Origin of the sequence: Bradyrhizobium sp. Ec3.3, assembly GCF_000472925.1 — a bacterium.
Taxonomy (GTDB): domain Bacteria; phylum Pseudomonadota; class Alphaproteobacteria; order Rhizobiales; family Xanthobacteraceae; genus Bradyrhizobium.
Genome location: NZ_KI421479.1, coordinates 246,454 through 272,773, shown reverse-complemented (window position 1 = coordinate 272,773; position 26,320 = coordinate 246,454). Strand labels below are relative to the sequence as shown.

The following is a 26,320-nucleotide window of genomic DNA, read 5'->3' as shown; positions in this document are numbered from 1 at the left end:
GACCTGCGACGGCGCTGGGGATGTTTCTGCTCGCCCTCCTACCTGCCGCCCTGGCCGCGCTGCTCTCGGCCTGCATCACCTGGCGGAGCATGCCCCTGTTGCAACGTTATGCACTGGCTCGGCCAAACGCGCGCTCCTCGCACCGGATTCCGACGCCGCAGGGTGCCGGCATCGCAATCGTCGCGGCCACCCTGCTGGTCGCCTCGCTCTGGGCCGCCTGGTTGAATGCATCCATTCCGCTGGTTTTGATCGCGGCCACGGTGGTGATTGCGCTGGTCGGCCTTGCCGATGATATCAAACCCCTCCCCGTCCTGCTTCGGCTCGTGCTCCAAGCTGCATCCGTTGGAGCCGTCGTTTTCACGACATCAGATGCGCTCCGGATCGTCCCGGCGCTGCCGCTGGCGCTCGAGCGCGGTCTCATCCTGCTCGCAGGCGTGTGGTTCGTGAACCTCGTCAATTTCATGGACGGGCTCGATCTGATGACGGTGTCGGAGGTGGTCCCCGTCGCCGCCGCGCTCGCCCTGCTTGGATGGCTCGGCGAGCTGCCGTTGCCGGCCTCGCTCGTCGCGGCGGGACTGTGCGGCGCCATGGTCGGATTTGCTCCGTTCAACCGGCCCGTCGCAAAGGTATTTTTGGGCGACGTCGGCAGCCTGCCGATAGGGCTCCTGCTCGGCTGGTGCCTGCTGGGGCTTGCCTGGCACCAGCAAATCGCAGCGGCGCTGCTGCTGCCGGCCTACTATCTTGCGGATTCCACCGTCACACTGTTCCGGCGCATTGCCCGGCGCGAGCCGTTCTGGTCGGCGCATCGCTCGCATTTCTATCAGCGCGCCACCGACAACGGCTTCACCGTGTCCCGCGTGGTCAGCGAGGTGTTCGCACTCAATCTCCTGCTTGCGCTGCTCGCCCTCATCACGATCAAGGCGACTTCGATGACAGTCACGACGCTGGCGCTGCTTGCGGGCGCCATCGCGGTCGGCTTAGTGCTGCGCAGGTTTTCTCAGGTGCGGACGGGCTGACGCGCCGGCGGCGGCTGGTCAGGCGTCCTGAGCCGACAATGCCAGTCGCAGCCCCTCGTCGAGCGACACCTCCGGCCGCCAGCCGGTCGCGATCGCCTTCGATACATTCAGCTCGAGCGAGCCGATCAGGCTGTCATGGGTGTCCTGGCGGCCGACGACCCCGAGAACCGAGCCCAGGAGATCCTGCGGGACCGCGAACAGCCGGGGCCGCTTGCCCGCGGCCTTGGCCAGCCTCTCGATGAATTCGGGCGTCGAGACCTGTTCCCTGTCGGCGATCAGGAAGATCTCGAAATTGCTCGCGGGATCGGGATGGGCGAGCCGGCGCCGGATGAACGACGAGAGGTTTTGCACGGCAAGGAAAGCGCGCTGATTGCGGATCGCGGCGAACGGCAGCGGCAATCCAAGATTGACCGCCCGGCTCAGCAGCGCAAAATTTCCCCTGGCGCCGGCGCCATAGACCAGCGGCGGCCTGATCACCGAAATCTTCATCTCGCTGTCGCGCGCCAGCGTCTTGAGCCCTGCTTCGGCGGCCGCCTTGGACATGCCATAGAGCCCGCGCGGCGTCAGGACATCGTCCTCGCTGAACGGCGCGCGGCCCTCGTTGCTGCGGCCGTGCACGAGCACGGTGCTGATGAAGATGAACTGGCGCACGCCGGCCGCAGCCGCTGATCGCGCCAGATGCAGGGTGCCGGCGATGTTGACGTTGCGATAGAGCTGGACCGCGTGCTCCTCGTGCTTGTGGTGGACGCGGGCGGCAAGGTGGACGACGGCATCGACGCCGTCGAGCGCGGCCTGCCAGTTGGTTTCGGGACCGATCGATTCGATGACGACCTCGTCACCCAGCCGCGCGGGGCTGCGCACCGCGCGACGCACCGACCATCCCTGCTCCACAAGGGCGGGGGCGACGTGACGGCCAACAAAGCCGCTGGCGCCCGTCACCAGCACAACAGGCTTTCGCTCGCTCATCGTTGCCCCGCCAGTTCCGGATTGCGCAACAATTCGTCGATCACGCCAGCATAGGCATCCATGGCCGTAGCGCGATCAAATTTTGCGGCGGCCTTCACCGCCCGGTCCACCATGGCCTTGGCATCTGCGCCGGCCGCCGCGCGGATCGCATCCGCCAGCTCCTCGGGCCGGCCCGGCGCCACCACCCAGCCCAGCCCGTTTTCGACCACGGTCAATGCGGCCTCCGCCTCCGGCTCCGAGACCAGCAGCACCGGACGACCGACGGCGAGGAGATTATAGAACCGGCTCGGCACAGATACACCTGCGACGTTCTTCCGATAGGGAATGATCCAGACGTCGGCGGCGGCGAGAAACGCCTCGAGCTCGGCGTCCTCGACACGCGGCACGAAGGAGACGTTCGGCAGGTTCGATTCCGCCTGCAACTGCATCAGCCGCTCGAAGCCGATCCCCCAGCCGGAGAGCAGGAAGTGGATGTCCGTCTCCTGCCGCAACAGGCGCGCGGCCTCGAACACGATCTCCGGATCGTGGGTGAAACCGAGATTGCCCGACAGGCCGACGATGAAGCGGGCCGGCACCGCGCGGCGGAAAGCATTGTCCACGGTCACCGGACGCAGCGCGGGAACGAGCGTCGCCCAGTTCGGGATGAAGCGGATCTTGTTCGCGGTCATGCCGCGGTAGCGCAGCAGCGACCCCTCGGCGTCGCGGCCGATGGTGATGACGGCATTGAGCGCGCGGAACATGAACGCGTTCGCGGCACGGATCACGCGGGTCACGATCGAGCGGGGCTTGAGCAGGCCCGCCATCACCAGCACGTCGGGAAACAGATCGTGCATGATCAGCGCCGAGCGCGCGCCCTTCAACCTTGCGGCCGCCGCAACCGCATAGGGCAGCATGAACGGCGCGGTCACGGTGAGCACCACGTCGCCGCGCTTCAACACTTTCGTCAACGCGAAGAAGGTGCGCAGCGCAAACAGGATCTCGGCAAGAGCGCGCCGCACCAGCGCCGCCTTTCCGGTCATCCGGTTCTTGACGGCAATGACGCGCGGCTTGCCCGGTCCGATCTGAGAGGCCGGCAACTCGCCGGGCGTGCCGGACAGCACGACGACCTCATGGCCCAGGGCAAGGCGGCACGCAATCTCCGCCATGATCGCCGCCGTGGTGCTGGGATCCGGCGGATAATGCTGGCTCGCGACGACGATCTTGCCTTGAGGCTGCATGGTCAGGCCGCAGTCGACCCGAATTCCGGAACCGCGTCCTTCAGGATGGTCCTGATGGTGGCGCGATCGTCGCGCGCGATCGCCTGCTCCAGCGCGGAGATCCATTTGCGCAAGGTCAGCATCGGCGGCTCGTTGGGCCGCGCCGCCATGATGCCGGCAATGCCGATCTCGACCTTCGGCTCCTCGGTCGCGAACAGGATCTCGTTCAACCGTTCGCCGGGCCGCATGCCGCTGAACACGATCTCGATGTCGTAGCCGGGCTGCAGGCCGGACAGGCGAATCATGCGCTCGGCGAGATCGACGATCTTGACCGGCTGGCCCATGTTGAGCACGTAGACCGAGACGTTCGAGCGCTCGGCCCCGAGCGCGTGGGTCGCAGCCGTGATCACGAGGTCGCAGGCCTCGCGGATGGTCATGAAGTAGCGGACCATGTCGGGATGAGTGACCGTGACCGGTCCGCCGGCATCGATCTGGGCCTTGAATTTCGGCACCACCGAGCCGTTCGAGGCGAGCACGTTGCCGAAGCGGACCGAGATCAGCCGCATCGGCGACTTGTCTGCGCCCTGCAGGCCCAGATCGTGATCGAGCGCCTGGCAGTACATTTCCGCAAAGCGCTTGGTCAGGCCGAGCATCGAGACCGGCTCGATCGCCTTGTCGGTCGAGATCATCACCATGGCCTCGGCGCCGGAGGCAAGTGCTGCGTCCGCCACGTTGATCGAGCCGAAGATGTTGGTCTTGACCCCTTCGCTCCAGTCGCGTTCCAGGATCGGCACGTGCTTGAGCGCGGCGGCATGGAACACGATGTCCGGCTTGAACTCGGCCATCAGGCGAATGACGCGTTCGCGGTCGCGGATGTCGGCGATCCGGCCTTCGATCGTCGCAACGGCGCCTTGCGCGGCGAGCGCTTCGGTGACGGCGTAGAGCGCGGGCTCGGAATGTTCGAGGATCAGGAGGCGCGCGGCCCCGAATGCGACGACACGCTCGCAGATTTCGGAACCGATCGAGCCGCCGCCACCGGTGACGATGACGGACTTGCCCCTGATCAGGGTTTCCAGGCGCGCATAGTCGATCTTCTCGCTCGGCCGCAGCAGGAGATCCTCGACCGCAACCGCGGTGAGCCGCGGCGTATCGCCACTCTCGAGCGACGGCAGACGGCTGACGATCAGGCCCTGACGGCGCGCCCGCATCAGCACCGATTCGGGATGCGACTCCGGCTCGAAGGCGGACGGCGTCATCACCACCCGCGCGATCGGCTTGTTGCGCTTGGCGAAATCGCCGATCACGTCCTCGAAGTCGTCGATGCCGCCGAGCACCGGCACGTTGCGGATGAGCTGTCCGAGATCGGCGCGCGACGGCGACAGCACGCCGACCGGCCAGACCCGCGTGATCGCCCCGCTCTCGATGCCGCGCAACAGCACCTCGGCATCCGCCGCGCGCCCGATCAGCAGCGTCGGCGAGGCATCCTCGATCCGGGCGTGGCGCCGCACGCGGGTGTAGCGGAAATAGCGATAGGCAAACCGCAGCGCGCTGAGGAAGGAGATCTCCAGGAACCAGTAGAGGATGATGGTCACCTTGCCGAGAAAGAAGGTGCCGTGGACGTTGGGCGCGAGGAAGACGTAGTCGAGCACGAGCAGTGCGACGGTGAGCACGGTCGCGACGCGGATGATGTTCAGCGCATCGGGCAGCGAGATGAAGCGCCATTTCGTCGTGGTCAGGTTGAAGACGAAGAACACGACCACGCTGAAGGCGAGGAACCAGGGCAGGATCTTCAGCAGCAGCGGCAGGCGGACGAAAAACAGCTCGCCGCCCTCGAAGCGCAGGTAGAACGCGACAAACAGCGCCGCCGCGGTCGCGAGCAGGTCGTGGAGCGCGATCAGGAAATTGCGCGAGTTAAGATGCGAAAGACGCGTCATCCGCCGACCGATGAATATCCAGTTAGATGCAACCTGACCGCGCTGATAGCCCATCTCCGCAAGACATGCCAGCACAAGACTTGCCAGCACAAGACTTGCCAGCCGCGCGGCGGCTCAGGAACCGGCTTCCCCCACCTTCGGCTCGGCTTGTCGCGCGCGGATCACCATGCCGCCGGCAACGCCGACGCCGATGACGTACATCCAGCCCTCGTGGAAGTCGAACAGATGGGAATTGAAGAGCGACGTGAAGATGTTCTGCACCACGACGAGGAGGCCGACCCAGTTGGCAAGTCCGTCGCCGCGAAACAAGAGGAGATGCTGGAGCCAGATCGCGTAGAGAACGACGATGCCGATGACGCCCCACTGCACGGCGACGTTCAGTGTCTGGTTATGCGGATTCGGAAAGACCCTGACGCCTTGAACCCATTCGGCGCTCTTGGCGACCTTGTCAAACAGCCCTTTAGTGGAGCCCGTACCATGCCCGACGAATGGAGCCTGTACAAAGAACTGAATTGACTTCTGCCAATACTCGAGGCGCTCGCCAATAGAGGTTGGAACCTTCTCCTGCGTGTAGAGCCGATAGTCGCGGGAAAAGGTGTCGGTCGTCTTGCGCAATTGCGGCGAGATTTGCCAGGCAAGCAGCGCGCAGGCGAGCAGACCGGCAGAGATGATCAGGATGCTGCGCCACCGCAAGTGAAGCAGCGCGAACACCGCGAGCATGATCGGCACCGTGACGAGCGCGGTGCGCGAGACGATCACGAAGGCCATGTTCGCGAAGAAGCTCAGCGCGAGCGCCGTGAGCACGGCGGCGAGCGCGTATCGCTTCTCACGCAGCAGCATCACGACCGGATAGGCGAGCGCGACCGCGCACAGCGTGAATTCTTGGCTCTGGTCGATGTAGTTCTTGACGAAGATGCCGCGCTCGACGTCTCCGGGCTTGATCGAGAGTGCGGGATTGAAGGCGACCAGCCAGGACATCACCGACAACAGCGCGCAGGAGACCAGGAAGGCAACGAACACCCACCGTCCGCGCGAGGAGCGTTCGAAATGATAGAGCAGGACCGGGAGCACGAGCAGCTTGACGGTCGGGTTCACGGCATAGAGCCGCGCGCCCCACGCCGCATCCGACCACAGCGTTCCCACGAGCGCGAGCAGGAACAGCGCGATCGGCGCCGCACAGATCGGCCGCTTCACGGATTGCAGGAAATCCCTGACGTCGAGAAACGGGACCATGCAGACGAGCATGAGGGCATTGAAGATCGCGGCCAGCGACGTCGACCATGGCAGCGAGGCCGCGGTCAGGACCGCGAATAGGTCCACGCTCTCGGCCCATGCGGCGGGGCTGCGCAAGCGGCGGAGCATCATCGCGCCGGTAGTTTCCCGCGCCAGCGCCGTCACGTCATCCCTCCCCGCGCACGGTTGACGAGTGCGGTCGTGCTAAATCCCCTGAGGATGTCGACCAGCACTACCGTTCCGCCAGCGGCTTCGACGACGTCATAACCGACCACCTGCTCGCGGGTGTAGTCGCCGCCCTTCACCAGCACGCTTGGTTTGATGTCGGAAATCAGATTGATCGGCGTGTCCTCCTCGAAGATGACGACGAGGTCGACGGCTTCGAGCGCCGCCAGCACCTCGGCCCGTGCGCGCTCGTCCTGCACCGGCCGGTCCTCGCCCTTCAGCCGGCGCACCGAGGCGTCGCTATTCAGGCCGACGACAAGGCGATCACAGGCGGCGCGCGCCGCGGTCAGCACCTTGACGTGACCGGGATGCAGGATGTCGAAGCAGCCATTGGTGAAGCCGACGCGCAGGCCCTGCTTGCGCCAGTCCGCAAGCTGCGCGGCAAGCGCGCCGGGCACGAGCACGATCTTCTCCTCGGCGGCGAGATAGGCATGCGGCAGGATTTTTCGCCGCAGCTCGGCCGCGCTCACACTCGCAGTGCCCTGCTTGCCAACCGCGACCGCAGCGGCGGCGCTGGCCATGCGCAGCGAAGTGTCCCAATCGGCGCCAGTCGCGAGCGTCGCGGCAAGCGCCGCAGAGACCGTGTCGCCGGCGCCCGAGACGTCGCGCACCTTCACCGGATAGGCCGGAACGTGGACGACGTCGCCCTCGCGCGGCAACAGCGTCATGCCGTGCTCGCTTTGCGTCACCAGGATCGCCTCGCAATCGGCAAGCCGCATCACGTCCTGCGCCGCCTCGGCGATACCATCGACGGTATCGGCGCGGCTGCGGGTCGCCTCGGCAAATTCCTTGCGGTTGGGCGTGAGCAGGCTGGCGCCGCGATAGATCGCCCAGTTGGGGCTCTTGGGGTCGACGATCACGCGCTTGCCGAGCTTTCGCGCGGCATCGATCACGTTGCGGATCACGCGCGCGGTCAGCACGCCCTTGGCATAGTCGGAGAGCAGCACGATGTCGGCGCGCGGGATCTGCGGCAGGATCGCCTCGATCAGCTTCAGCTCGATTTCGGTGGAGGCCGGCGCCGCCTGCTCCCAGTCGGCGCGCAGCATATGCGTGGAAAAGTGCTCGGAGACGAAGCGCACTTTTCGCGTGGTAGGGCGCGAGGGGTCGCTGACAAGCACGCTTTCGATGCCGGCGATCTCCGCCAGCGCACCCCGGAGCCGCGCCCCCGCATCGTCCTCGCCGACCAGCGCGACGAAGATGCAGCGCGCGCCGAGGGACGCGATGTTGCGCGCGACGTTGCCGGCACCGCCGATATGGATCTCGCTGCGCTGCGCGGCGATCACGGGCGCAGGCGCCTCCGGCGAAATCCGCGAGACCTCGCCATAGACGAACTCGTCGAGCATGAGGTCGCCGATGCAGAGCACGGTGCGGCCAGCGATGGCCTGCGCGAGCGTATCGAAATCGAAGACGGGCGTGTGCATGGTCCTCAGCGCCTCAGCGGAAACGGTCGGAGCGATCAAGGTAGCCCCTGACATAGGCCGCCACCGCATCTTCGAGCGCCGTGAAGCCGCCGTTATAGCCGGCGCGGTACAGGCGATCGACCTCGCTCTGGGTGAAATACTGGTAGCTGCCGCGGATCGCCTCGGGCATGTCGACATAGTCGATGTTGGGCTTAGTGCCGAGCGCGGCGTAGGCCGCGAGGATCAGATCCTTGAAGCTGCGCGCCTTGCCGGTTCCGACGTTGAACAGCCCGGAGACCGACGGCGTTGCAAGGAGCCACATGATGACCCGCACGACGTCCTCGACATAGATGAAATCACGGCGCTGGTCGCCGTCGGCGATGCCCTCGCGATGCGACTTGAACAATTGCACGACGTGGCCAGCCTTGATGTCGTCGAAGCGCTTCGCCAGCACGCTCATCATTGCGCCCTTGTGATACTCGTTCGGGCCGAACACGTTGAAGAATTTGAGCCCCGCCCATTGCGGCGGCAGCCTGTCGCCACGCGCGACGCGCTCGGCAACAGCGAGGTCGAACAGATGCTTGCTCCAACCGTAGAGATTCATCGGCCGCAATGTCTTCAGCGCGGCGAGCGAGGCGTCGTCACCAAAGCCTTCTTCACCGTCGCCATAGGTGGCGGCCGACGATGCGTAGATGAACGGCACGCCATTCGCCGTGCACCAGTCCAGAAGGCGCAGAGAGAGGCGGAAATTGGTCTCGACGACGAGATCGCCGTCGGTCGCGGTGGTCTCGGAAATGGCCCCGAGGTGAATCACGGCGTCAAGCTTGCGCCCCTTCAGCCAGTCGATCAGCTCGGCCGGCGGCACGATGTCGGCGAGCTGTCGCTTGGCGAGGTTGCGCCATTTGCCCTCGTGGCCGAGCAGGTCGCAGACCACCACGTCGCTGCGGCCCGCATCATTGAGCGCCGCCACGACATTCGACCCGATAAAACCGGCCCCGCCGGTCACCAGCAACATTCCACCGTCCCTGCCCGATTTGCCAAATTCAGCGCCCAAGAAACTGCCCAAGAACCCGCCGCAAGCCCTGCCGTAGCGCATGATCCGCCAAAGTGTAAGCGGTTTTGGGATCGGAACTGTCCCGCCTTTACCTGCCTGTGCAGAGCGGCTACCGAACGGACCCTGTCAACATCGCTTGGGCCCCATTTACAAATGAACATAGATTCGCAATTTAGTGGATTAAAGGATCCGGCAGATACGCGCCCTATCCTGATCATCCCCTATATGTGGATCGGCGATTTTGTCCGGAACCACACCGTGGTGCGGGTCCTGAAGGAGCGCTGGCCGAATCGGCCGGTCGACCTCCTGACCACCCCGCTTTGCACTCCGCTGGTCGACTACATGCCGGGCGTCCGCCAGGGGATCGTGTGGGACCTGCCGCGCAGCCGGCTCGCCGTGACCAGGCAGTTCGGCCTCGCAAAGCTGCTGCGCGAGCGGAACTATGGCACCGCGCTCGTGCTGCCCCGGACCTGGAAGGCCGCCATCGCGCCGGCGCTGGCCGGCATCCCCGAGCGCGTCGGCTTTGTCGGGGAGTTCCGGTTCGGCCTGATCAACCGCTGGCGCTGGGGCGAGAAGCGGCTGCCCCGCTTCATCGACAAGAACGCCTCGCTCGCCCAGCCCGACGGCGCGCCGCTGCCACCGGAATGGCCGGTGCCGCAGTTGCACGTCCCGGCCGAGGACGTCGCTCGCTGGCGCCAGGCGAACGGCCTGACCGGGGTCACCGCGGTCGCATTGGGCCCGGGATCAGTCGGCGCCTCCAAGCGCTGGACCTACTATCCGGAAGCTGCCCGCCAGTTCGTGGAAAAGGGTCTCGAGGTCTGGGTGGTCGGCGGCCCCGGCGAGAAGGCCATGGCCCAGGAGATCGTCGCGGCCTGTGGGCCACGCGTGCGCGACCTGACCGGGACGGATTTGCGCAACGGCGTGCTGGCAATGGCGGCGGCCAGCGTTGCCATCTCCAACGATTCCGGGCTGATGCATATCGCAGCCGCCCTGGGCACGCCGACCATGGGCATCTTCGGCCCGACCAGCCCCTACCTCTGGGCACCGCTCAACGGCCTCGCCGCCACCGTCGTGCAGAACAAGTCGATCCTCTCCTGCCAGCCCTGCCAGAGCACGATCTGCCGGATGAACGACCATCGTTGCATGCGCGACATCGCGGCCTCCGAGGTCGTCGCGATCGCAGAGCGCGTGCTCAGCGAAAACGCGCGCGCCACGACTTGAGCAGCTAACCACCTGCTGCGTCATGAGGCTCTCTCCCTCATCCTGAGGAGCCCGCGAGAGCGGGCGTCTCGAAGAATGGCCGCGGGCGACATGCGGGTCTTCAACGTTCGCCTGGCGATGCGCAGCATCGTTCGGCGACGCGCTTCGCGCTCCTCACCATGAGGGTCTTATGACGGAATAGGGCTAAGCAGATGCGGCGGAGCACGGTTCACCGGCTCGGCACAGGCAAGAGACGAATGCCTCTCGCCGCACAACATTCCTCTCGGAACAATTTTACTGATTCCTTCGTTCAACAAAGCACTTAACGGAGGAAGTTCATGGCAAGAGCAACATGGAAACGGCCCGGATCGCCGATCGGCAAGAAGGGTCCGCGCAAGGCAAACCCATCTTACAAGCGCCGTTCGCGCCAGCGGTGGTCCGATAAGGATCTGTCGAAACTCAGGCAGTTGGCCAAGGGAAACACGCCAACTGGCGTGATGAGCATCAAGCTCCAGCGCCCCGCCACTGCAATCCGCAGCAAGGCGCACCGCGAGGGAATCTCATTGAGACCCACAAATCGCTCGCCATACAATCGCCGAGCCAAGTCGGCGATGCGCCGCTGACCAAGCAACCGGGGACTCGAAGCGGGTGCGCGCTGATCTAGCGTTCCGGTGAGGGCACCCGCGCCTTCTCAGAGGATGCCAGCGCCAGCTTGCGCTTAACCGGCAAGGCAACGGACTTCACTGCCGACCGCCGACGCGGAAGGAAGAAGCTGTTGACGAGGATGGGATCGGTATCTCCGAGCATTGTTCGCTCCTCGACCAGCAGGCTCATGACCGAGCGCATCTTCATGATCTCCTGCGCCACGAAGGCGCAGCTCTCCTCCCGGTTGATCTGGTCACGCATGATGGCCTCAGCCTCAAGCATGCTCACGCGTAGCGCCCTGATAAGTCGTCGGATTTCGTTGATGCGGTTGTCCATGGCCATCTCCACTCTCGGATGGGCACAATAAGAACAAAACATGAACAATGTGTCAAGGACGTCGAAGTAACAACAAAGCCGGCGGCCGGTGACACGGCGCGGGCTCGATCATTTCTGGATGATGCCTGTTTACAGGCGATTTGCCCGACGCGCCAAGCGATTTCGTAAAAAACGAAATAGAACCCCAGCCGTCCTCGGCTACTTTGCATGGGGTTGTTTTCGTCATTTTTGTTCGGGGCCCTAAAAGCGCCGGTTCAGAGCAGCGGACGGTAGACCTCCCCGATCCGCGCCGCCTCGGCATCAAGGCTGAACTTCGCGAGCACCCGTGCCCGCCCGCGCGCGCCCATGGCGAGCGCAGCGGCGGGATCGCGCATCAAGGGCTCGAGCGCGGCGACCAGCGCGTCCGCATCGCCCGGCCGGATCAAGACGCCGGTGACGCCATCCTCGACCACGAGCTCGGCCGCGCCGGCACGTGAGGCGACGAGCGCGCTGCCTGCCGCCATCGCCTCGATCAGCGTCAGGCCAAAGCCCTCGTTGCGCGAGGTGAAGGCGTAGATCGTCAGCCGCTGGTACCAGCGCTGCACCTGTACGATCGGCAGTTCACCGGTGATGACGATGCGCGCTTGCAGGCCGGCGGCCTCGATCCGCTTCTTCAGATCGTTCGCGAACGGCATCTGCTCCGGCGTGATCGCGCCGACGATGACGGCGGTGAAGTCCGGATAGCGCGGCAACAGGCGGCACATCGCGTCGACGAAGACATCGCTGCCCTTCTGCGCGCGCACGCGGCCGAAACAGCCGATCGCGTAGCGGCCCGGCAAGCCGCTTTCGGCAAACGCTGCGGCACGATCCGCAGGCGGCGCATAGACGTCGGTGTCGACGCCATGCGGAATGACGGTCGCCTTCACTTTCAGGAACGATGCCGAGATGTCTGACGTTGCGATGATCGCATCCATCCTCCGGATCAGCCAGCGCGTGATCCAGCTATGATGCCTCTGCGCAGCCGACGTGAACACCAGCTTCAACGGCCAGCCGAGCGCGCGCAGCAATACACCCGCGATCATCTCGTTATTGCGGCGCGCGTGCAAGATCAACGGCGTCCGCCGGCGCCATAGTTTCAGGAAACCGGCAACGTCGAGCCGCGCAACTCCCTCCGGCGCATCGGACCCGAACCAGGCGGCACGAAACAGCTTTGCCAGGCGCGGCGCGACCATCCGGTTGGTCGCAGTCACGCCGGAATAGCGTCTGTGCAGATTTGGCACGATCAGTTCGAGATCGCCCGGGAAATTGGCCACGTCACGCTCCGTTTCGTGAGGCTCCTATACGCAACATTAAGCATAGTGACCAGTTCAGCCGCGCCGATACCCCCTCTTCACCACGCAAACGTTAGCATCACCGGATGATCGGAAGACGGGTGAGATCATGACTGTGCTTGTTACCGGCGGTGCCGGCTATATCGGAAGTCACACGGTTCTGGCGCTGGCGGAGGCCGGCGAGGACGTGGTCGTGATCGACGATCTCTCCACCGGCTTTTCCGCTTATTTGCCGGAAGGCGTGCCACTGTTCATCGGCGATGCCGGCGACGAAAACCTTGTCGAAGGCGTGATCGCCCAGCACAACATCGAAAGCATCATCCATTTCGCAGGCTCGGTCGTGGTGCCGGAGTCGATGCGCGATCCGCTCGGCTACTACCGCAACAACTTCATGACCGCGCGCAACCTGCTGAACGTCGCAGTCAAGCGCGGCATCAACCGCTTCATCTTCTCGTCGACCGCCGCCGTCTACGGCAATCCCGATCAGGTGCCGGTGCCCGAGCACGCGCCGACGCGGCCGCTCTCGCCCTATGGCTCGTCGAAGCTGATGACGGAGATCATGCTGCACGACGTCGCCTCGGCCTACGGCATGCAATATGTGACCCTGCGCTACTTCAACGTGGCCGGCGCCGATCCGCAGGCGCGCATCGGGCTTGCTACCGTCGGCGCCACCCATCTGCTCAAGATCGCGGTCGAGGCCGCAACCGGCCAGCGCGCCAAGATCGACGTGTTCGGCACCGACTATCCGACACCGGACGGAAGCTGCATCCGCGACTTCATCCACGTCACCGATCTGTCGCAGGCGCATCGCTCGGCGCTTGCTTACTTGCGCCGCGGCGGCGCCTCGACGACGCTGAACTGCGGCTATGGCCGCGGTTACTCCGTGCTCGAGACCATCGATGCCGTGCGCCGCGTGTCGGGGCGCAGCTTTGCGGTCCAGTACGCGCCGCGCCGGCCCGGCGACATCATGACCATGGTGGCCGACACCAGCCGCATCCGCAGCGTGCTGGACTGGCAGCCGCAATACGAGAACCTCGAGACGATTGCGGCCCATGCGCTGGCCTGGGAGGAACAGCTGTTCCGCGAGCGCCATGGCGAGCTCCGCCAGGCGGTCTCGGCCTAGAATCGTTAGGTTTGCAAGTCCTTAATTGGGCTTGAAAAACCCGGTCTGAGCGGGCACAGAGGCCATTCGATCCCTGACGCGCGGGCAGGTTCGCCCCCAGCCGTCAATGGACTACGGATGGCCCAGTTTCCAAAGAAAATCACCGACGATCCCTATGCGGCAGCGATCCTGATTCGCCGCCTCGTCACGGAACAGGGGATCACCTATTGGCGGCGCTACCTCGTCGCTTTCGCGTTGATGGCGGTTGCAGCCGGCGCAACGGCGGCTGCGACCTACGTTCTCGGCCAAGTCATCAACCAGGCCTATGTCGACAAGAACGTTCCCGGCATCGCGATGCTGTCTGGCGTCACGGTCGTCCTCCTGTTCATCAAGGGCGTGGCGACCTACGGCCACATGGTGATCCTGACCAAGATCAGCAACGCCATCCTCGCCACCAACCAGCGGCAGCTCTTCGCCAAGCTGATGCGCGAAAGCATCGGCTTCTTCTCCGAGCGGCACTCCTCGGAATTCCTGGCGCGCCTGACCGCCGGCGCCAAATCCATCACCGACGTTCTCAATATGCTGGTCAATGCCGTCGGGCGCGACCTGTTGATGCTGCTCGCCATGATCGGCGTGATGGTGTGGCAGGACCCGCTGATGTCGTTCATAGGCCTCGTCGCGGTGCCCCCAGCGATGCTGGTGCTGCGCAGGCTGGTCAAGCGCATCAAGGGCCTCGCCTACAACCAGTTCACCGGCACCGCCGACATTCTGGAGACGATGCAAGAATCGCTGCAAGGCATCCGCACGGTCAAGGCGTTTACGCTTGAAGATGCGATGCAAAGCCGCATCGACGAGAACATCAGTGTCGTCGAGCGCAACGCCAACAAGATGGCGCGCGTCGCCAACCGCTCCAATCCGCTGATGGAGATGCTGGGCGGCTTCGCGGTCGCCGGCTGTCTGCTCTATGGCGGCTACAGCGTGGTCGCGCTCGGCGCCACGCCCGGCCAGTTCTTCTCCTTCATGACCGCCTTCCTGATGGCGACCGAGCCGGCCAAGCGGCTGGCGCGGCTCAACATCGACCTCAACAGCCAGCTCGTCGGCGCGCGCATGCTGCTCGAGGTCATCGACAGCCCGGCGAGCGAGCAAAACGATGACGACAAGCCGGCGCTGAAACTGTCTGATGCGCGGATCGAGCTCAACGATGTCAGCTTCGCCTACCGCGCTGGCGAGACCGTGCTCAACCGCATGAGCTTCACTGCCGAGCCCGGCAAGGTCACCGCACTGGTAGGCCCCTCCGGCGGCGGCAAGTCGACCGTGCTGGCGCTGCTGCTGCGCTTCTACGAGGTGACGCAGGGCGACATCCTGATCGACGGCCAGTCGATCACGTCGGTGTCGCGCAAGTCGCTGCGCGCGCAGACCGCCTATGTCGGCCAGGACGTCTATTTGTTCCGCGACACGATCCGCAACAACATCGCCTTCGGCAGGCGAGACGCGACGGAAGACGAGATCATCGATGCCGCCAAGGCGGCCTGCGCCCACGATTTCATCATGAGCTTCCCGCTCGGCTACGATACGCCGGTCGGCGAGCACGGCACGCAGCTTTCCGGTGGCCAGCGCCAGCGCATCGCCGTCGCCCGTGCGCTGCTCAAGAACGCTCCGATCATCCTACTCGACGAAGCCACTGCGGCGCTCGACTCCGAGTCCGAGAAGCAAGTGCAGGAGGCGATCGAGCATCTCTGCCGGAACCGCACCACCATCGTGATCGCGCATCGCCTGCACACCATCATGCACGCGGACGCCATCCTGGTGATCGAGGGCGGCGAGATCGTCGAGCGCGGACGGCACGACGAACTGCTGCGCCGTTCCGGCCGCTACGCCTCGTTCTTCCGCCTGCAGCACCACGACGCCGGCCCCCTGCCGCTGGCACCTGTCAGTGCAACCGCCTAGGATCATTCTTACCCCAAGAGCAGCGAGACCGCTTCATGAACGCCGCCTCCTACGTCATCCCGCTTCCGCCTCAGGCTTCGCTTCCCGTCGTCGGCGAGACCGGCCGTTATCCGGTGCGCCGCATCTGGTGCGTCGGCCGCAACTATCTCGAGCACATCCGCGAGATGGGCAATGACGAGCGCGCCCCGCCGTTCTTCTTCGCCAAGCATGCCGACATGCTGGTGCCCGATGGCGCCACCATCCCCTATCCGCCGCTCACCAAGGATCTGCATCACGAGGTCGAGCTGATCGTCGCGATGAAGAGCGGCGGCCTCAACATTCCCGCGGAGAAGGCGCTCGACCATGTCTACGGTTATGCGGTCGGCATCGACCTGACCCGCCGCGACCTCCAGATCGCCTCGCGCAAGAAGGAGCGGCCCTGGGAGATCGGCAAGTCGTTCGACGGTTCGGCGCCCTGCTCCGCGGTGCAGCCAGCTTCGAAGATCGGCCATCCGTCGATGGGCAAGATCTGGCTCACCGTGAACGGCAAGGAAGCGCAAAAGGGCGACCTCACCGAGCTGATCTGGAATGTGCCGGAGATCATCTGGCAGCTCTCGCAGCAGGTGAAGCTCGCCGCCGGCGATATCATCCTGACCGGTACACCCGCTGGCGTGTCGCAGCTCCAGCCCGGCGACAAGCTCGAATGCGGCGTCGACGGCGTCGGCACGCTGAAGGTGTCGATCGGCCAGCCGGAGTAACCGCAGCGCTGGAAACACAAAGCCCCGGAGCGTGCTCCGGGGCTTTTGTTTTGTGGCTGGCTGCGGTTTTGCTAAACAAGCCGCTCGGCGATCACCGAAGAAGATCGACAAACGAAAGGACGTCTCTCATGGCGAACACGACGGCCGAGCTGGAAGCGCTCCTGATGCAGCGTTCGCTCACTGATCCCGACCTCGTCGCGGCTTCGGAGGCAGCTCCGGACTTCCGGATCCTGCCGGACGCCACGGTGATCAAGATCGGTGGACAGAGCGTGATCGATCGCGGCCGCGCCGCGGTCTATCCGCTGGTCGAGGAGATCGTCGCCGCGCGCAAGGCCCACAAGCTCCTGATCGGGACCGGTGCAGGCACCCGCGCGCGGCATCTCTATTCGATCGCGGCGGGGCTTCGCCTGCCGGCCGGCGTGCTCTCGCAGCTCGGCGCCTCCGTCGCCGACCAGAACGCCGCGATGCTGGGTCAGCTTCTTGCCAAGCACGGCATCTCCGCCGTCTCTAGCGCCGGGCTCTCGTCCGTGCCGCTGTTCCTCGCCGAGGTGAACGCCGTCATCTTCAGCGGCATGCCCCCCTATAGCCTGTGGATGCGGCCCGCGGCCGAGGGCGTGATTCCGCCCTACCGCACCGACGCGGGATGCTTCCTCGTGGCCGAACAGTTCGGCTGCCAAGCGATGATCTATGTGAAGGACGAGAACGGCCTATACACCGCGAACCCGAAGACGGCAAAGAACGCCACCTTCATCCCAAAGATCTCCGTGGCCGAGATGAAGGCCAAGGGCCTGCAGGACTCGATCCTGGAATTCCCGGTGCTCGATCTCCTCACCTCGGCGCGCCACGTCCACCAGGTGCAGATCGTCAATGGCCTCGTTCCCGGCAATCTGACCCGCGCGCTCGCGGGCGAGCATGTCGGCACCATCATCACTGCGAGCTGAGAGACCATCGCCATGACTGTCACCAACCAGATCAAGCACGTCGCCTCGCCGCTTGCGCGCCAGACCCTGCTCGACGGCGATCTCACTCGCCCGGTCGCAGGCAGCCGCCCGATCAAGCTCCTGCCCTGGGTGCAGGTCATCAAGATCGGCGGCCGCGTGATGGATCGCGGTCATGAGGCGATCCTCCCCCTCGTCGATGAGCTGCGGTCGCTGCTGCCTGAGCATCGCCTGCTGATCCTGACCGGCGCCGGCGTCCGCGCCCGTCATCTCTACAGCGTCGGCCTCGACCTCGGACTCCCCGTCGGGTCGCTCGCGCCGCTTGCCGCAAGCGAGGCCGGCCAGAACGGCCATATCCTTGCGAGCCTGCTCGCCCCGGAAGGTGTCTCCTACATCGAGCACCCCACCATCGCGAGCCAGCTCGCCATCCACCTCTCGGCCGCCCGTGCGGTCGTCGGCAGCGCGTTTCCGCCGTACCACCATCATGAATTCCCGACCTCGCGCATCCCGCTGCATCGCGCCGACACCGGCGCCTTCCTGCTCGCGGACGCGCTGGGCGCCGCCGGCCTCACGATCGTGGAGGACGTTGACGGCGTCTACACCACCGATCCCAACGGCGCCGACGCGAAGCAGGCGCAGTTGCTGCACGAGACGAACGTCGCAGAACTTGGCAAGCTCAAGGGCACACTGCCGTTCGATCCCGCGCTGCTCGAGGTCATGGCGAACGCGCGGCACATCGCGCGCGTGCAGGTCGTGAACGGTCTCGTTCCCGGCCGGCTCACGGCGGCCATGCGTGGCCAGCACGTCGGGACGATCATTCAGGCCGGTGCTCGCCTAACCTGAGGAAATCTATCTACCAGGCCTTCACCGGTCGATTGGCATGGCTTACCTGCGGGACGCCGCGATTGAGTGACATGTGGGAGTGCACGCACAGCCAACCATCGGCATTCCCCGAAAACACCATCGTCGCGCGGCCGGGACGCGGAAACGAGCTGCCGTCGGGATGATAGCCCGTGCTCGTCCACGGCGCGATCACGGTCGCCATCGTGCCATCGGAGGACGCCAGGATCGAGGTTTGCTCGAGGACGAAGCGAAAGTCGGTCGTCTTTGGCCAGACGTTGTCCCATTGCGTCGCGACCCATTGATCGAGACCCGGAATGACGTCGTTGTGCGTGCCGAAGGCAAGCACGTCCGGATGGAAGAGCGGCCTCGCGGAGGCGTAGTCGACCTCGCGGACATAGCCCGCGAAGGTTTCCAGCCACTGGCGGAAGAATTGCTCTGTCTCGGCGTCGGCGATCGGCAACGGGGCCATTGCCTATTCCCGATTCAGCACGGACGCCACGATCACCGCAGCGCCGACATTACGATGAGGCCAAGGATCAGCGCCGTGAGCGAATATTTCAGCGTGTAGTAGACGTTGCGATTCCATTCCTTGACCTTGCGGCTCGCAAGATGGACTTCGTAGAGCTTGCCGAACACCTTGTTGAGCACGCCGACGCTCTCGCCGTCGACGTTCTGGGTCGCCGACGCCTTGACGATGTGATGGCTGACCCAGCGATTCATCGCGGTCATGAAGCCGAACTTCATCGGGCGCTCGACGTCGCAGAACAGGATGATGCGGTTGACGTCGGTCGCGTTCTCGGCGCTGTGGATGAAGGTCTCGTCGAACATGAAGGCTTCGCCGTCGCGCCAGACGCATTCGACGCCGTCGACGAGAATCCGGCACTTGTTCGAGTTCGGCGTGACCAGCCCGAGGTGATAGCGCAGCGATCCGGCAAAGGGATCGCGGTGCGCGCCCAGCTTGCCGCCCGGCGGCAGCATCGCGAACATCGCGCCATGCACGGATGGAATCGAATTGAGCAGCTCCACCGTCTTCGGGCACAGCGTGCGCGCCGAGGGCAGGAAGTCGTCGTACCATTTCAGGTAAAAGCGCTTCCAGCCGCTCTTGAAGAACGAATAGAAGCCCCAGTCGTTGTTCTTGGCCGCGGCGCGGATGAAGCCTTCGTCGAACAGGCGCACCGCCTCGTCGCGGATCGTCTCCCAGTTCTCGCTGAGCGGCTTCAACTCGGGAAACTGGTCGACCGAGATCACCGGCTTGTTCGGCACGGCCGAGCCGGCATACATCAGTACATTATAGGGTGCGAGATAGGTCGAATGATCGCCGAGCTGGCGGGCAAAGCGCAGCCGCTGCTTGCCTCGAAAGTGGACGTAAATCGTTGATGCCGCAAGCACATAGAGGATGACAAGTTGCGGCGCAAAGAGCTGTTTCAACATTTCCCCGATCCCCAAGCGACCCAGCCGTGCTCGTGTAGCCCGGCCCGGTGCCAGCGGCAAGGCGCCGCAGACTGGTTCCGTCGCTCTCGACCCAGACAGTTGAAACAGCAGGGGATGCCGATCAGACCCGCGCGAGCGCCTGCAGCCCCTTGAAGGTCAGGCGCTTGGGGTCCCTGACGCCCGCGAGATAGAGCCGGCGGATGAAGGTGGTGACGGCGTCGCGGTCACAATCGGTCAGCGCGACGACAGCGTCGATCGCGATCTTCTGGGCTTCCATTGGGCTACCCTTAAATTAGCGAGCACCCCGGCCGAGAGAGCCTAGGACCCGCCGGTTAATCCGGCGTTAACCGTTTGGGCAGCATGGCCGATTCATCCGCGGCCTCGAATACGCAAAACAACGCATGGCGCAGCCCGCGCCGTCAGCTCGCGGCGATATCGAGGACGGCCTGGGCAAAGGCCTGCGGGGCTTCCTGCGGCAGATTGTGCCCGATGCCGCCGGTGATCGTCCGGTGCTCGTATTTGCCCGAGAACATCTTCGCGTAGGCGGAAGGGTCCGGATGCGGAGCCCCATTGGCATCGCCCTCCATGGTGATGGTCGGCACGGTGATCACCGGCAGGCCCGCCAGCTTCTGCTCGAGCTCGGCATACTTTGCTTCGCCCTCGGCCAACCCAAGCCGCCAGCGATAGTTGTGGATCGCGATGTCGACATGATCGGGATTGTCGAGCGAGACCGCGCTGCGGTCGTAGGTGGCATCATCGAAATGCCATTTGGGCGAGGCGAGCTTCCAGATCAGCTTGGCAAAGTCGTGCGTGTTCTTGGCGTAGCCCTCGCGGCCGCGCTCGGTGGCGAAATAGAACTGATACCACCATTGCAGCTCGGCGCTCGGCGGCAGCGGCATTTTCCCTGCCGCCTGGCTGGAAATCAGATAACCGCTCACCGAGACCATCGCCTTGACGCGCTCTGGCCAAAGCGCCGCGACGATGTTGGCGGTCCGCCCGCCCCAATCATAGCCGGCGAGCGTCGCCTGCTTGATGCCAAGCGCATCCATCAGAGCGACAAGGTCGGCAGCGAGCGCTGCGGGCTCGCCGTTGCGCATCGTCTCGCCCGACAGGAAGCGCGTCGTGCCATAGCCGCGCAGATGCGGAACGATGACTCGATAACCCGCCTTCGCGAGCACAGGCGCGACATCGACGAAACTGTGGATGTCATAGGGCCAGCCGTGCAGCAGGATCACCACGGATCCATCCGCCGGACCGGCCTCGGCATATCCCACGTTGAGGAAGCCGGCATTGATCTGCTTGATCGCCGCGAAGGACGTGTTGGTACCCGGCTTGATTGCGGGCGCAGTCGAGGGGCTCGCCTTGCCGGACTGCGCGGCGGCAGCACTGCCGAGAACGAATGGTGCGGCGACGCCGATCGCGGCGGTGGTGAGGAAACGACGGCGATCGTTGTTTATCTCTTTTGACATCTTCATCTCGTGCATTTGCATGGCGCGCAATGCCGCCGTCGGCGCCGCTGTTTCACCGCAGATGTAGGCCGCAAGCGGGCGGCAAATCGCTGGTCTGCGATAAGCACTCTTTCGCGCGGCGAACGAGTCACAATTCAGCGAGGACCGATCGCCTTCTTCAGGACCGCGAACTGCTTCTTCAACCGCGGCACGGCAAAATCCGTGAAGGCCCGCACCTTCGGGACCGAGAGCCGGCCCTGCGGCGAAATCAGGTGCACGGGCATTTCGGGATCCTCGTCCCCGGATAGCACGATGTCGAGTTCGCCGCGCTGCACCTGCTCGGCGACTTGATAGGAATACATCCGCGCGAGGCCGCGGCCGGCGACGGCGGAAGCGACCGCGGCATAGGTGCTGTTGATCACGAGCCGCGGCGTGAACTGAACGGTTCGCGGCACCACGGAACCGGGCTGCGGCGCAAACGTCCACGAATTCGGCAGGTGGGCCATGGCGACGATCTGATGCTTGGCGAGATCGCCGGGCTCGGTGATGCGCGGATGCTGGTTGAGATATCGCGGAGCAGCCACCACGACACGGCGTACGTCGCCGAGCTTCATCGCGACCATCGCGGAGTCCGAGAGAGGACCGATCCGGAGCGCCACGTCGATGCCCTCATCGATCAAATTGACCGCTCGGTCGAACAGCAACAGTTTCGCCGACACCGTCGGGTAGGCATCCAGGAACGTGTCGAGGATCGGTCGCAGCACCATCTCGCCGGAGACCACAGGCGCGGTGATCGCAAGCGTGCCGCGCGGCGCGGCATGCGGCCCCGCCGCGATATCGTCGGCCTCCTCCAGCTCGGTCAGCACGCGGCGGCAGATCGCCACGTAACGCTCGCCCTCCTCGCTGAGCTTGATCGACCGCGTCGTGCGGTGCAGGAGCTCAGTGCCGACCCGCTCCTCCAGGAAGGCGATGGCGCGGCTCACCGCGGCCGGCGAGCGGCCGAGTTTGCGGCCAGCAGCCGCAAGGCTGCCCTCGTCCACCGCAAGGACGAACACGTTCATCGCGTCGAGACGATCCATGCGCTTTCCGTCGCCCCAGCAAAGTCCGACCGCAAGCTAGGCGCTCACGCGCGACACGACAACCGCCGCAACCGCTGGCCCGCCATTCGATCGCGCCGCGAAAGAGTGTCTGCCGGACAGCGCGTATTCGCAACCAAGCCGCCGCGGCGTACCTCAGCGGGCAAGCCAGTCGCAGGCGACCGGCACAGGATCACTCCCATAAATCGGTAACAGGAGCCCAACATGGGTATCGAGCAGAAAGTCGCTATCATCACCGGTGCATCGCAGGGCATCGGCGCCGCCCTCGTCCAAGCCTACCGCGACCGCAATTATCGGGTCGTCGCAACGGCCCGCTCCATCAAACCTTCCGCCGATGATGGCATCCTTGCTGTCGCCGGCGACATCGCCGACCCCAGCACCGCCGAGCGCGTAGTGTCTCAGGCCGTCGCCCGGTTCGGCCGTGTCGACACGCTGGTCAACAATGCCGGCATCTTCGTCGCCAAGCCGTTCACGCAGTACACGGCCGAGGACTATGCGACGGTCATGGGCATCAACGTCGCGGGCTTCTTCCGCATCACGCAGCTCGCTATCGCCGAGATGGAAAAGCAGGGCTCGGGCCACGTCGTCCAGATCACGACCAGCCTGGTCGATCAGGCCAATTCGAACGTGCCATCAGTGCTGGCATCGCTAAGCAAGGGCGGGCTAGCGGCCGCGACGAAGTCGCTGGCAATCGAATATGCCAAGCGCGGCATTCGCGTGAACGCGGTTTCGCCCGGCATCATCAAGTCGCCGATGCATCCGGTCGAAACGCATGCCCAGTACGGCACGCTGCACCCCATCGGCCACATGGGCGAGATGGCCGACATCGTCGACGCGGTGCTCTATCTCGAGCGGGCGGGCTTCGTGACGGGCGAGATCCTGCATGTCGACGGCGGCCAGAGCGCCGGCCATTGAGCCGACAGGAGGGTTCACCATGCCAATCGTCACCATTCAAGTGACCCGCGAGGGAACGACGCCGGGCGCGGCGTCGCTCACCGCGGAGGAGAAAGCCGCGCTGATCAAGGGCTCGAGCCAATTGCTGCTCGATGTCCTCGGCAAGCCGCTGGATTCGACCTTTGTCGTGATCGACGAGGTCGATACCGCCAATTGGGGCTGGGGCGGTCTGCCTGTCCTCGAATTCAGGCGCCGTCGCGCGACGCCACCAGGCTGATCTGGAGCGGCGTGGGCGGTCGTTACGAATACTGCATCACGCCGTCGTCGATCTTGCCGAAGCGCAGCGAGACAATGTCCAGCGCATAGTTCTGATGCAGCCGCCACGGCCGCTTGGAGCCCTGCTTCGGCATCTTCGCAATCGAGCGCTGCACATAGCCGGAGGTGAAATCGAGCGAGGGCTGGGCGGTGACCGTCGAATCGTCATTGTGCGGCACGCACTGGCGGAAATTGTGCCGGTCCATGTAGTTGATGAGCCGGCAGACATATTCGCAGGTGAGATCGCATTTCAACGTCCAGGACGCGTTGGTGTAGCCGAAGGCGGAAGCCATGTTCGGCACGTCGGCGTACATCATGCCCTTGTAGGTCAGCGTTTTGGCAAAATCGACCACGCGGCCGTCGACACTGATCTCGAGTCCGCCGACGACCTGAAGCACGAGCCCTGTCGCGGTGACGATGATGTCGGCGGCAAGCTCGCTGCCGTCCTTGAGGCGAATTCCGTCTTTCGTGAAGGTGTCGATCTCGTTGGTGACGACGGAGGCACGCTTCTCGCGGATCGCCGTGAAGAGATCGCCGTCGGGCACCAGGCACAGCCGCTGATCCCAGGGATTGTAGCGCGGCGTGAAATGCGTCGCGACGTCGTAGTCCGGCCCCAGCGCCATCTGCACGCCCTTCAGGATCAGATCCTTCACCTTGGCGGGCCGGCGCCGGCTGAGCTGGAAGAAGAACATGCCCCACATCACGTTGCGCCAGCGGATCATATGATAGGCGAGCGTCGCCGGCAGGTTGCGGCGCAGCTTGTTGGCGAGTGGATCCTGCGCAGGACGCGACACGACATAGGTCGGCGAGCGCTGCAGCATGACGACCTCTGAGGCCTTCTTCGCAAGCTCCGGCACCAGCGTCACGGCAGTGGCGCCCGATCCGATCACCACGACGCGTCTTCCCGCGTAGTCGATGTCCTCGGTCCACTTCTGCGGATGCACGATGCGGCCTTGAAAATCCGCGGCACCCTGGAACTCCGGCGTGTAGCCTTCCTCGTATTTGTAGTAGCCGGAGCACATGAACAGGAAATTGCAGGTGAAGCGTACGATCTCGGCTGCGCCCTCGCCTGTCGTTCGTTCGGCCTCGACGGTCCAGCGCGCATCAGGCGTTGAGCACGACGCGCGCTTGACGCGATGGCCGAAGCGGATCTTCTTGTCGATGCCGTTCTCGGATGCCGTCTCGCGCACGTAGTTGAGAATTTGCGGCCCGTCGGCGATCGCCTTGGGATCGGTCCACGGCTTGAAGGAATAGCCGAGCGTGAACATGTCGCTGTCGGAGCGGATGCCGGGATAGCGGAACAGATCCCAGGTGCCGCCGATGCAGTCGCGCCCCTCGAGGATGACGTAGCTCTTGCCCGGGCATTTCGTCTTGAGATGATAGCCCGCGCCAATGCCGGACAGGCCGGCGCCGACGATGAGGACGTCGAAATGTTCTTGTTGCATGGTTTCCTCCGCCGCTGAGGATTGTCCGACCATCACCACCGTGCGTCAATCGCTAATCGGCCCCCGATACAACCGGGAGGAGAACCCCGTAGTTTCCGGCCTGCAAAACAAAAAGCCCCGGATTGCTCCGGGGCTTTTGCACGTTTGAGACGAGTGGATATCAGTACCGATAGTGGTCCGACTTGTACGGACCTTCCTGCTTGACGCCGATATAGTCGGCCTGGTCCTTGCGCAACTCGGTCAGCTTGGCGCCGAGCTTGGCGAGGTGCAGGCGGGCGACCTTCTCGTCGAGCGACTTCGGCAGCACGTAGACCTTCTTCTCGTACTTGCCGTTCTTGTTGTTGGCCCAGAGCTCGATCTGCGCCAGCGTCTGGTTGGTGAACGACGCCGACATCACGAAGGACGGATGGCCCATCGCATTGCCGAGGTTCACGAGGCGGCCTTCCGACAGCATGATGATGCGATGCTTGTCGGGGAATTCGATCTCGTCGACCTGCGGCTTGATGTTGGTCCACTTCAGATTGCGCAGAGCCGCGATCTGGATCTCGTTGTCGAAATGGCCGATGTTGCACACGATGGCGCGATCCTTCATCGCGCGCATGTGCTCGATGGTGATGATGTCCTTGTTGCCGGTGGCGGTGACGAAGATATCGGCGCGCGGCGCGGCGTCTTCCATCGTCACGACCTCATAGCCTTCCATCATCGCCTGCAGCGCGCAGATCGGGTCGACCTCCGACACCATGACGCGGCAGCCGGCCTGGCGCAGCGACGCCGCCGAACCCTTGCCGACGTCGCCGAAGCCCGCGACCATCGCGAGCTTGCCCGACATCATCACGTCGGTGCCCCGGCGAATGCCGTCGACCAGCGATTCACGGCAACCATAGAGGTTGTCGAACTTCGACTTGGTGACGCTGTCGTTGACGTTGATGGCGGGGAACAGCAGCGTGCCCTTGTTGGCCATCTCGTAGAGGCGATGCACGCCCGTGGTAGTCTCTTCCGAGACGCCCTTGATGTTCTTGGCGATCTCGCCAAAGTAACCCTTGGGCTTCTCCTTCAGGAGGCGCTTGATCAAGGCGTAGAAGATTTCCTCTTCCTCGGAAGCAGGCTTATCGAGGAAGGCGGTGTCGCCCTTCTCGGCGCGGACGCCGGCATGCACCAGCATGGTCGCGTCGCCGCCGTCATCGAGGATCATGTTCGGCGTACCGCCGCCATGCCAGTCGAACAGCTTTGCGGTGTAGTCCCAGTATTCGGTCAGCGTCTCGCCCTTCACGGCGAAGACGGGAATGCCGGCCGCGGCGATCGCGGCGGCCGCGTGATCCTGCGTCGAGTAGATGTTGCAGGAGACCCAGCGGATGTCGGCACCGAGGGCTGCGAGCGTCTCGATTAGCACCGCGGTCTGGATCGTCATGTGCAACGAGCCGGCGATGCGCGCGCCCTTCAGCGGCTGCTTCGGGCCAAACTCTTCACGGGTGGCCATCAGGCCGGGCATCTCGGTCTCGGCGAGCGAGATCTCCTTGCGGCCGAAATCGGCCAACGAAATGTCCTTGACGATGTAATCGGTGAAGCCGGGCTTCGCGTTCATGTCGAGCTTCCTGTTGTTTGAAAAAG

General features: G+C 64.5%; 24 protein-coding genes. 9 read left to right on the top strand and 15 right to left on the bottom strand.

Annotation, left to right across the window (positions count from 1 at the left end):
* Positions 1-20 precede the first annotated feature (20 nt).
* Positions 21-1,016: a glycosyl transferase gene (locus YUU_RS0148555; protein WP_035665468.1), complete on the top strand. Its 996-nt coding sequence runs from the start codon at positions 21-23 to the stop codon at positions 1,014-1,016.
* 18 nt (positions 1,017-1,034) lie between these two features.
* On the opposite strand, the gene YUU_RS0148550 is transcribed toward YUU_RS0148555, so the two are convergent.
* From YUU_RS0148550 to rfaD, 6 genes are all read right to left on the bottom strand, one after another.
* Complete coding sequence (locus YUU_RS0148550) at positions 1,035-1,982, bottom strand: NAD-dependent epimerase/dehydratase family protein (RefSeq protein WP_027528594.1); 948 nt, start codon at positions 1,980-1,982, stop codon at positions 1,035-1,037.
* Positions 1,979-3,199 (bottom strand): glycosyltransferase family 4 protein, encoded by a 1,221-nt coding sequence (locus YUU_RS0148545; RefSeq protein WP_027528593.1) that lies wholly within the window; start codon positions 3,197-3,199, stop codon positions 1,979-1,981. The genes YUU_RS0148550 and YUU_RS0148545 overlap by 4 nt, the downstream gene beginning before the upstream one ends.
* Before the next feature lie 2 nt (positions 3,200-3,201).
* Positions 3,202-5,112, bottom strand: coding sequence for a nucleoside-diphosphate sugar epimerase/dehydratase (locus YUU_RS0148540; protein WP_027528592.1), 1,911 nt, complete (start codon positions 5,110-5,112; stop codon positions 3,202-3,204).
* Between the two features lie 114 nt (positions 5,113-5,226).
* Positions 5,227-6,510, bottom strand: coding sequence for an O-antigen ligase (locus YUU_RS0148535; protein ID WP_027528591.1), 1,284 nt, complete (start codon positions 6,508-6,510; stop codon positions 5,227-5,229).
* The gene (rfaE1, locus tag YUU_RS0148530) at positions 6,507-7,991 is read right to left on the bottom strand and encodes a D-glycero-beta-D-manno-heptose-7-phosphate kinase (RefSeq protein ID WP_027528590.1); all 1,485 of its coding nucleotides are present in this window, start codon (positions 7,989-7,991) and stop codon (positions 6,507-6,509) included. The genes YUU_RS0148535 and rfaE1 overlap by 4 nt, the downstream gene beginning before the upstream one ends.
* Before the next feature lie 13 nt (positions 7,992-8,004).
* Positions 8,005-8,985, bottom strand: a complete 981-nt coding sequence (gene rfaD / locus YUU_RS0148525; RefSeq protein WP_027528589.1) for an ADP-glyceromanno-heptose 6-epimerase — start codon at positions 8,983-8,985, stop codon at positions 8,005-8,007.
* Between the two features lie 192 nt (positions 8,986-9,177).
* On the opposite strand from rfaD, the gene waaF reads away from it, so the two are divergent.
* Positions 9,178-10,245 carry a lipopolysaccharide heptosyltransferase II gene (waaF, locus tag YUU_RS0148520; protein WP_027528588.1) on the top strand — a complete coding sequence of 356 codons (1,068 nt, stop codon included), beginning with the start codon at positions 9,178-9,180 and terminating at the stop codon, positions 10,243-10,245.
* 639 nt (positions 10,246-10,884) lie between these two features.
* Here the strand turns inward: waaF and YUU_RS0148510 are convergent.
* Both YUU_RS0148510 and YUU_RS0148505 read right to left on the bottom strand, forming a co-directional pair.
* Positions 10,885-11,205 carry a hypothetical protein gene (locus YUU_RS0148510; protein WP_027528586.1) on the bottom strand — a complete coding sequence of 107 codons (321 nt, stop codon included), beginning with the start codon at positions 11,203-11,205 and terminating at the stop codon, positions 10,885-10,887.
* 254 nt (positions 11,206-11,459) lie between these two features.
* Positions 11,460-12,497, bottom strand: coding sequence for a glycosyltransferase family 4 protein (locus tag YUU_RS0148505; protein WP_027528585.1), 1,038 nt, complete (start codon positions 12,495-12,497; stop codon positions 11,460-11,462).
* A gap of 127 nt (positions 12,498-12,624) precedes the next feature.
* Here YUU_RS0148505 and galE point away from each other — a divergent pair, with 127 nt between their 5' ends.
* From galE to YUU_RS0148480, 5 genes are all read left to right on the top strand, one after another.
* Entirely contained in the window at positions 12,625-13,638 is a 1,014-nt protein-coding gene (gene galE / locus YUU_RS0148500; protein WP_027528584.1) for a UDP-glucose 4-epimerase GalE, read from the top strand.
* Positions 13,639-13,755: 117 nt separating this feature from the next.
* On the top strand, positions 13,756-15,564 hold the full coding sequence (locus YUU_RS0148495; RefSeq protein ID WP_027528583.1) for an ABC transporter ATP-binding protein: 1,809 nt from the start codon (positions 13,756-13,758) through the stop codon (positions 15,562-15,564).
* Between the two features lie 35 nt (positions 15,565-15,599).
* On the top strand, positions 15,600-16,301 hold the full coding sequence (locus YUU_RS0148490; protein WP_027528582.1) for a fumarylacetoacetate hydrolase family protein: 702 nt from the start codon (positions 15,600-15,602) through the stop codon (positions 16,299-16,301).
* A gap of 128 nt (positions 16,302-16,429) precedes the next feature.
* A complete protein-coding gene (locus YUU_RS0148485) occupies positions 16,430-17,242 on the top strand; it encodes a uridine kinase (protein ID WP_027528581.1) in 813 nt (270 codons plus the stop codon).
* Positions 17,243-17,254: 12 nt separating this feature from the next.
* Entirely contained in the window at positions 17,255-18,082 is an 828-nt protein-coding gene (locus YUU_RS0148480; protein ID WP_027528580.1) for a molybdenum storage protein subunit alpha, read from the top strand.
* A gap of 10 nt (positions 18,083-18,092) precedes the next feature.
* Here YUU_RS0148480 and YUU_RS0148475 read toward each other — a convergent pair whose 3' ends face one another.
* From YUU_RS0148475 to YUU_RS0148455, 5 genes are all read right to left on the bottom strand, one after another.
* Positions 18,093-18,551 (bottom strand): nuclear transport factor 2 family protein, encoded by a 459-nt coding sequence (locus YUU_RS0148475; protein WP_027528579.1) that lies wholly within the window; start codon positions 18,549-18,551, stop codon positions 18,093-18,095.
* A gap of 32 nt (positions 18,552-18,583) precedes the next feature.
* Positions 18,584-19,513, bottom strand: coding sequence for an aspartyl/asparaginyl beta-hydroxylase domain-containing protein (locus tag YUU_RS0148470; protein ID WP_027528578.1), 930 nt, complete (start codon positions 19,511-19,513; stop codon positions 18,584-18,586).
* Positions 19,514-19,634: 121 nt separating this feature from the next.
* Complete coding sequence (locus YUU_RS60820) at positions 19,635-19,790, bottom strand: hypothetical protein (RefSeq protein ID WP_198031993.1); 156 nt, start codon at positions 19,788-19,790, stop codon at positions 19,635-19,637.
* Positions 19,791-19,932: 142 nt separating this feature from the next.
* On the bottom strand, positions 19,933-20,982 hold the full coding sequence (locus YUU_RS0148460) for an alpha/beta fold hydrolase (RefSeq protein ID WP_027528577.1): 1,050 nt from the start codon (positions 20,980-20,982) through the stop codon (positions 19,933-19,935).
* 134 nt (positions 20,983-21,116) lie between these two features.
* Positions 21,117-22,040: a LysR family transcriptional regulator gene (locus tag YUU_RS0148455; protein ID WP_027528576.1), complete on the bottom strand. Its 924-nt coding sequence runs from the start codon at positions 22,038-22,040 to the stop codon at positions 21,117-21,119.
* Between the two features lie 222 nt (positions 22,041-22,262).
* Here YUU_RS0148455 and YUU_RS0148450 point away from each other — a divergent pair, with 222 nt between their 5' ends.
* Complete coding sequence (locus YUU_RS0148450; RefSeq protein WP_027528575.1) at positions 22,263-22,973, top strand: SDR family NAD(P)-dependent oxidoreductase; 711 nt, start codon at positions 22,263-22,265, stop codon at positions 22,971-22,973.
* A 19-nt stretch (positions 22,974-22,992) separates the two neighbouring features.
* Positions 22,993-23,229, top strand: coding sequence for a 4-oxalocrotonate tautomerase family protein (locus YUU_RS0148445; protein WP_027528574.1), 237 nt, complete (start codon positions 22,993-22,995; stop codon positions 23,227-23,229).
* A 22-nt stretch (positions 23,230-23,251) separates the two neighbouring features.
* Here the strand turns inward: YUU_RS0148445 and YUU_RS0148440 are convergent, their stop codons facing one another.
* Complete coding sequence (locus YUU_RS0148440) at positions 23,252-24,712, bottom strand: NAD(P)/FAD-dependent oxidoreductase (RefSeq protein WP_027528573.1); 1,461 nt, start codon at positions 24,710-24,712, stop codon at positions 23,252-23,254.
* A 160-nt stretch (positions 24,713-24,872) separates the two neighbouring features.
* Entirely contained in the window at positions 24,873-26,294 is a 1,422-nt protein-coding gene (gene ahcY, locus YUU_RS0148435) for an adenosylhomocysteinase (protein WP_027528572.1), read from the bottom strand.
* Positions 26,295-26,320 lie beyond the last annotated feature (26 nt).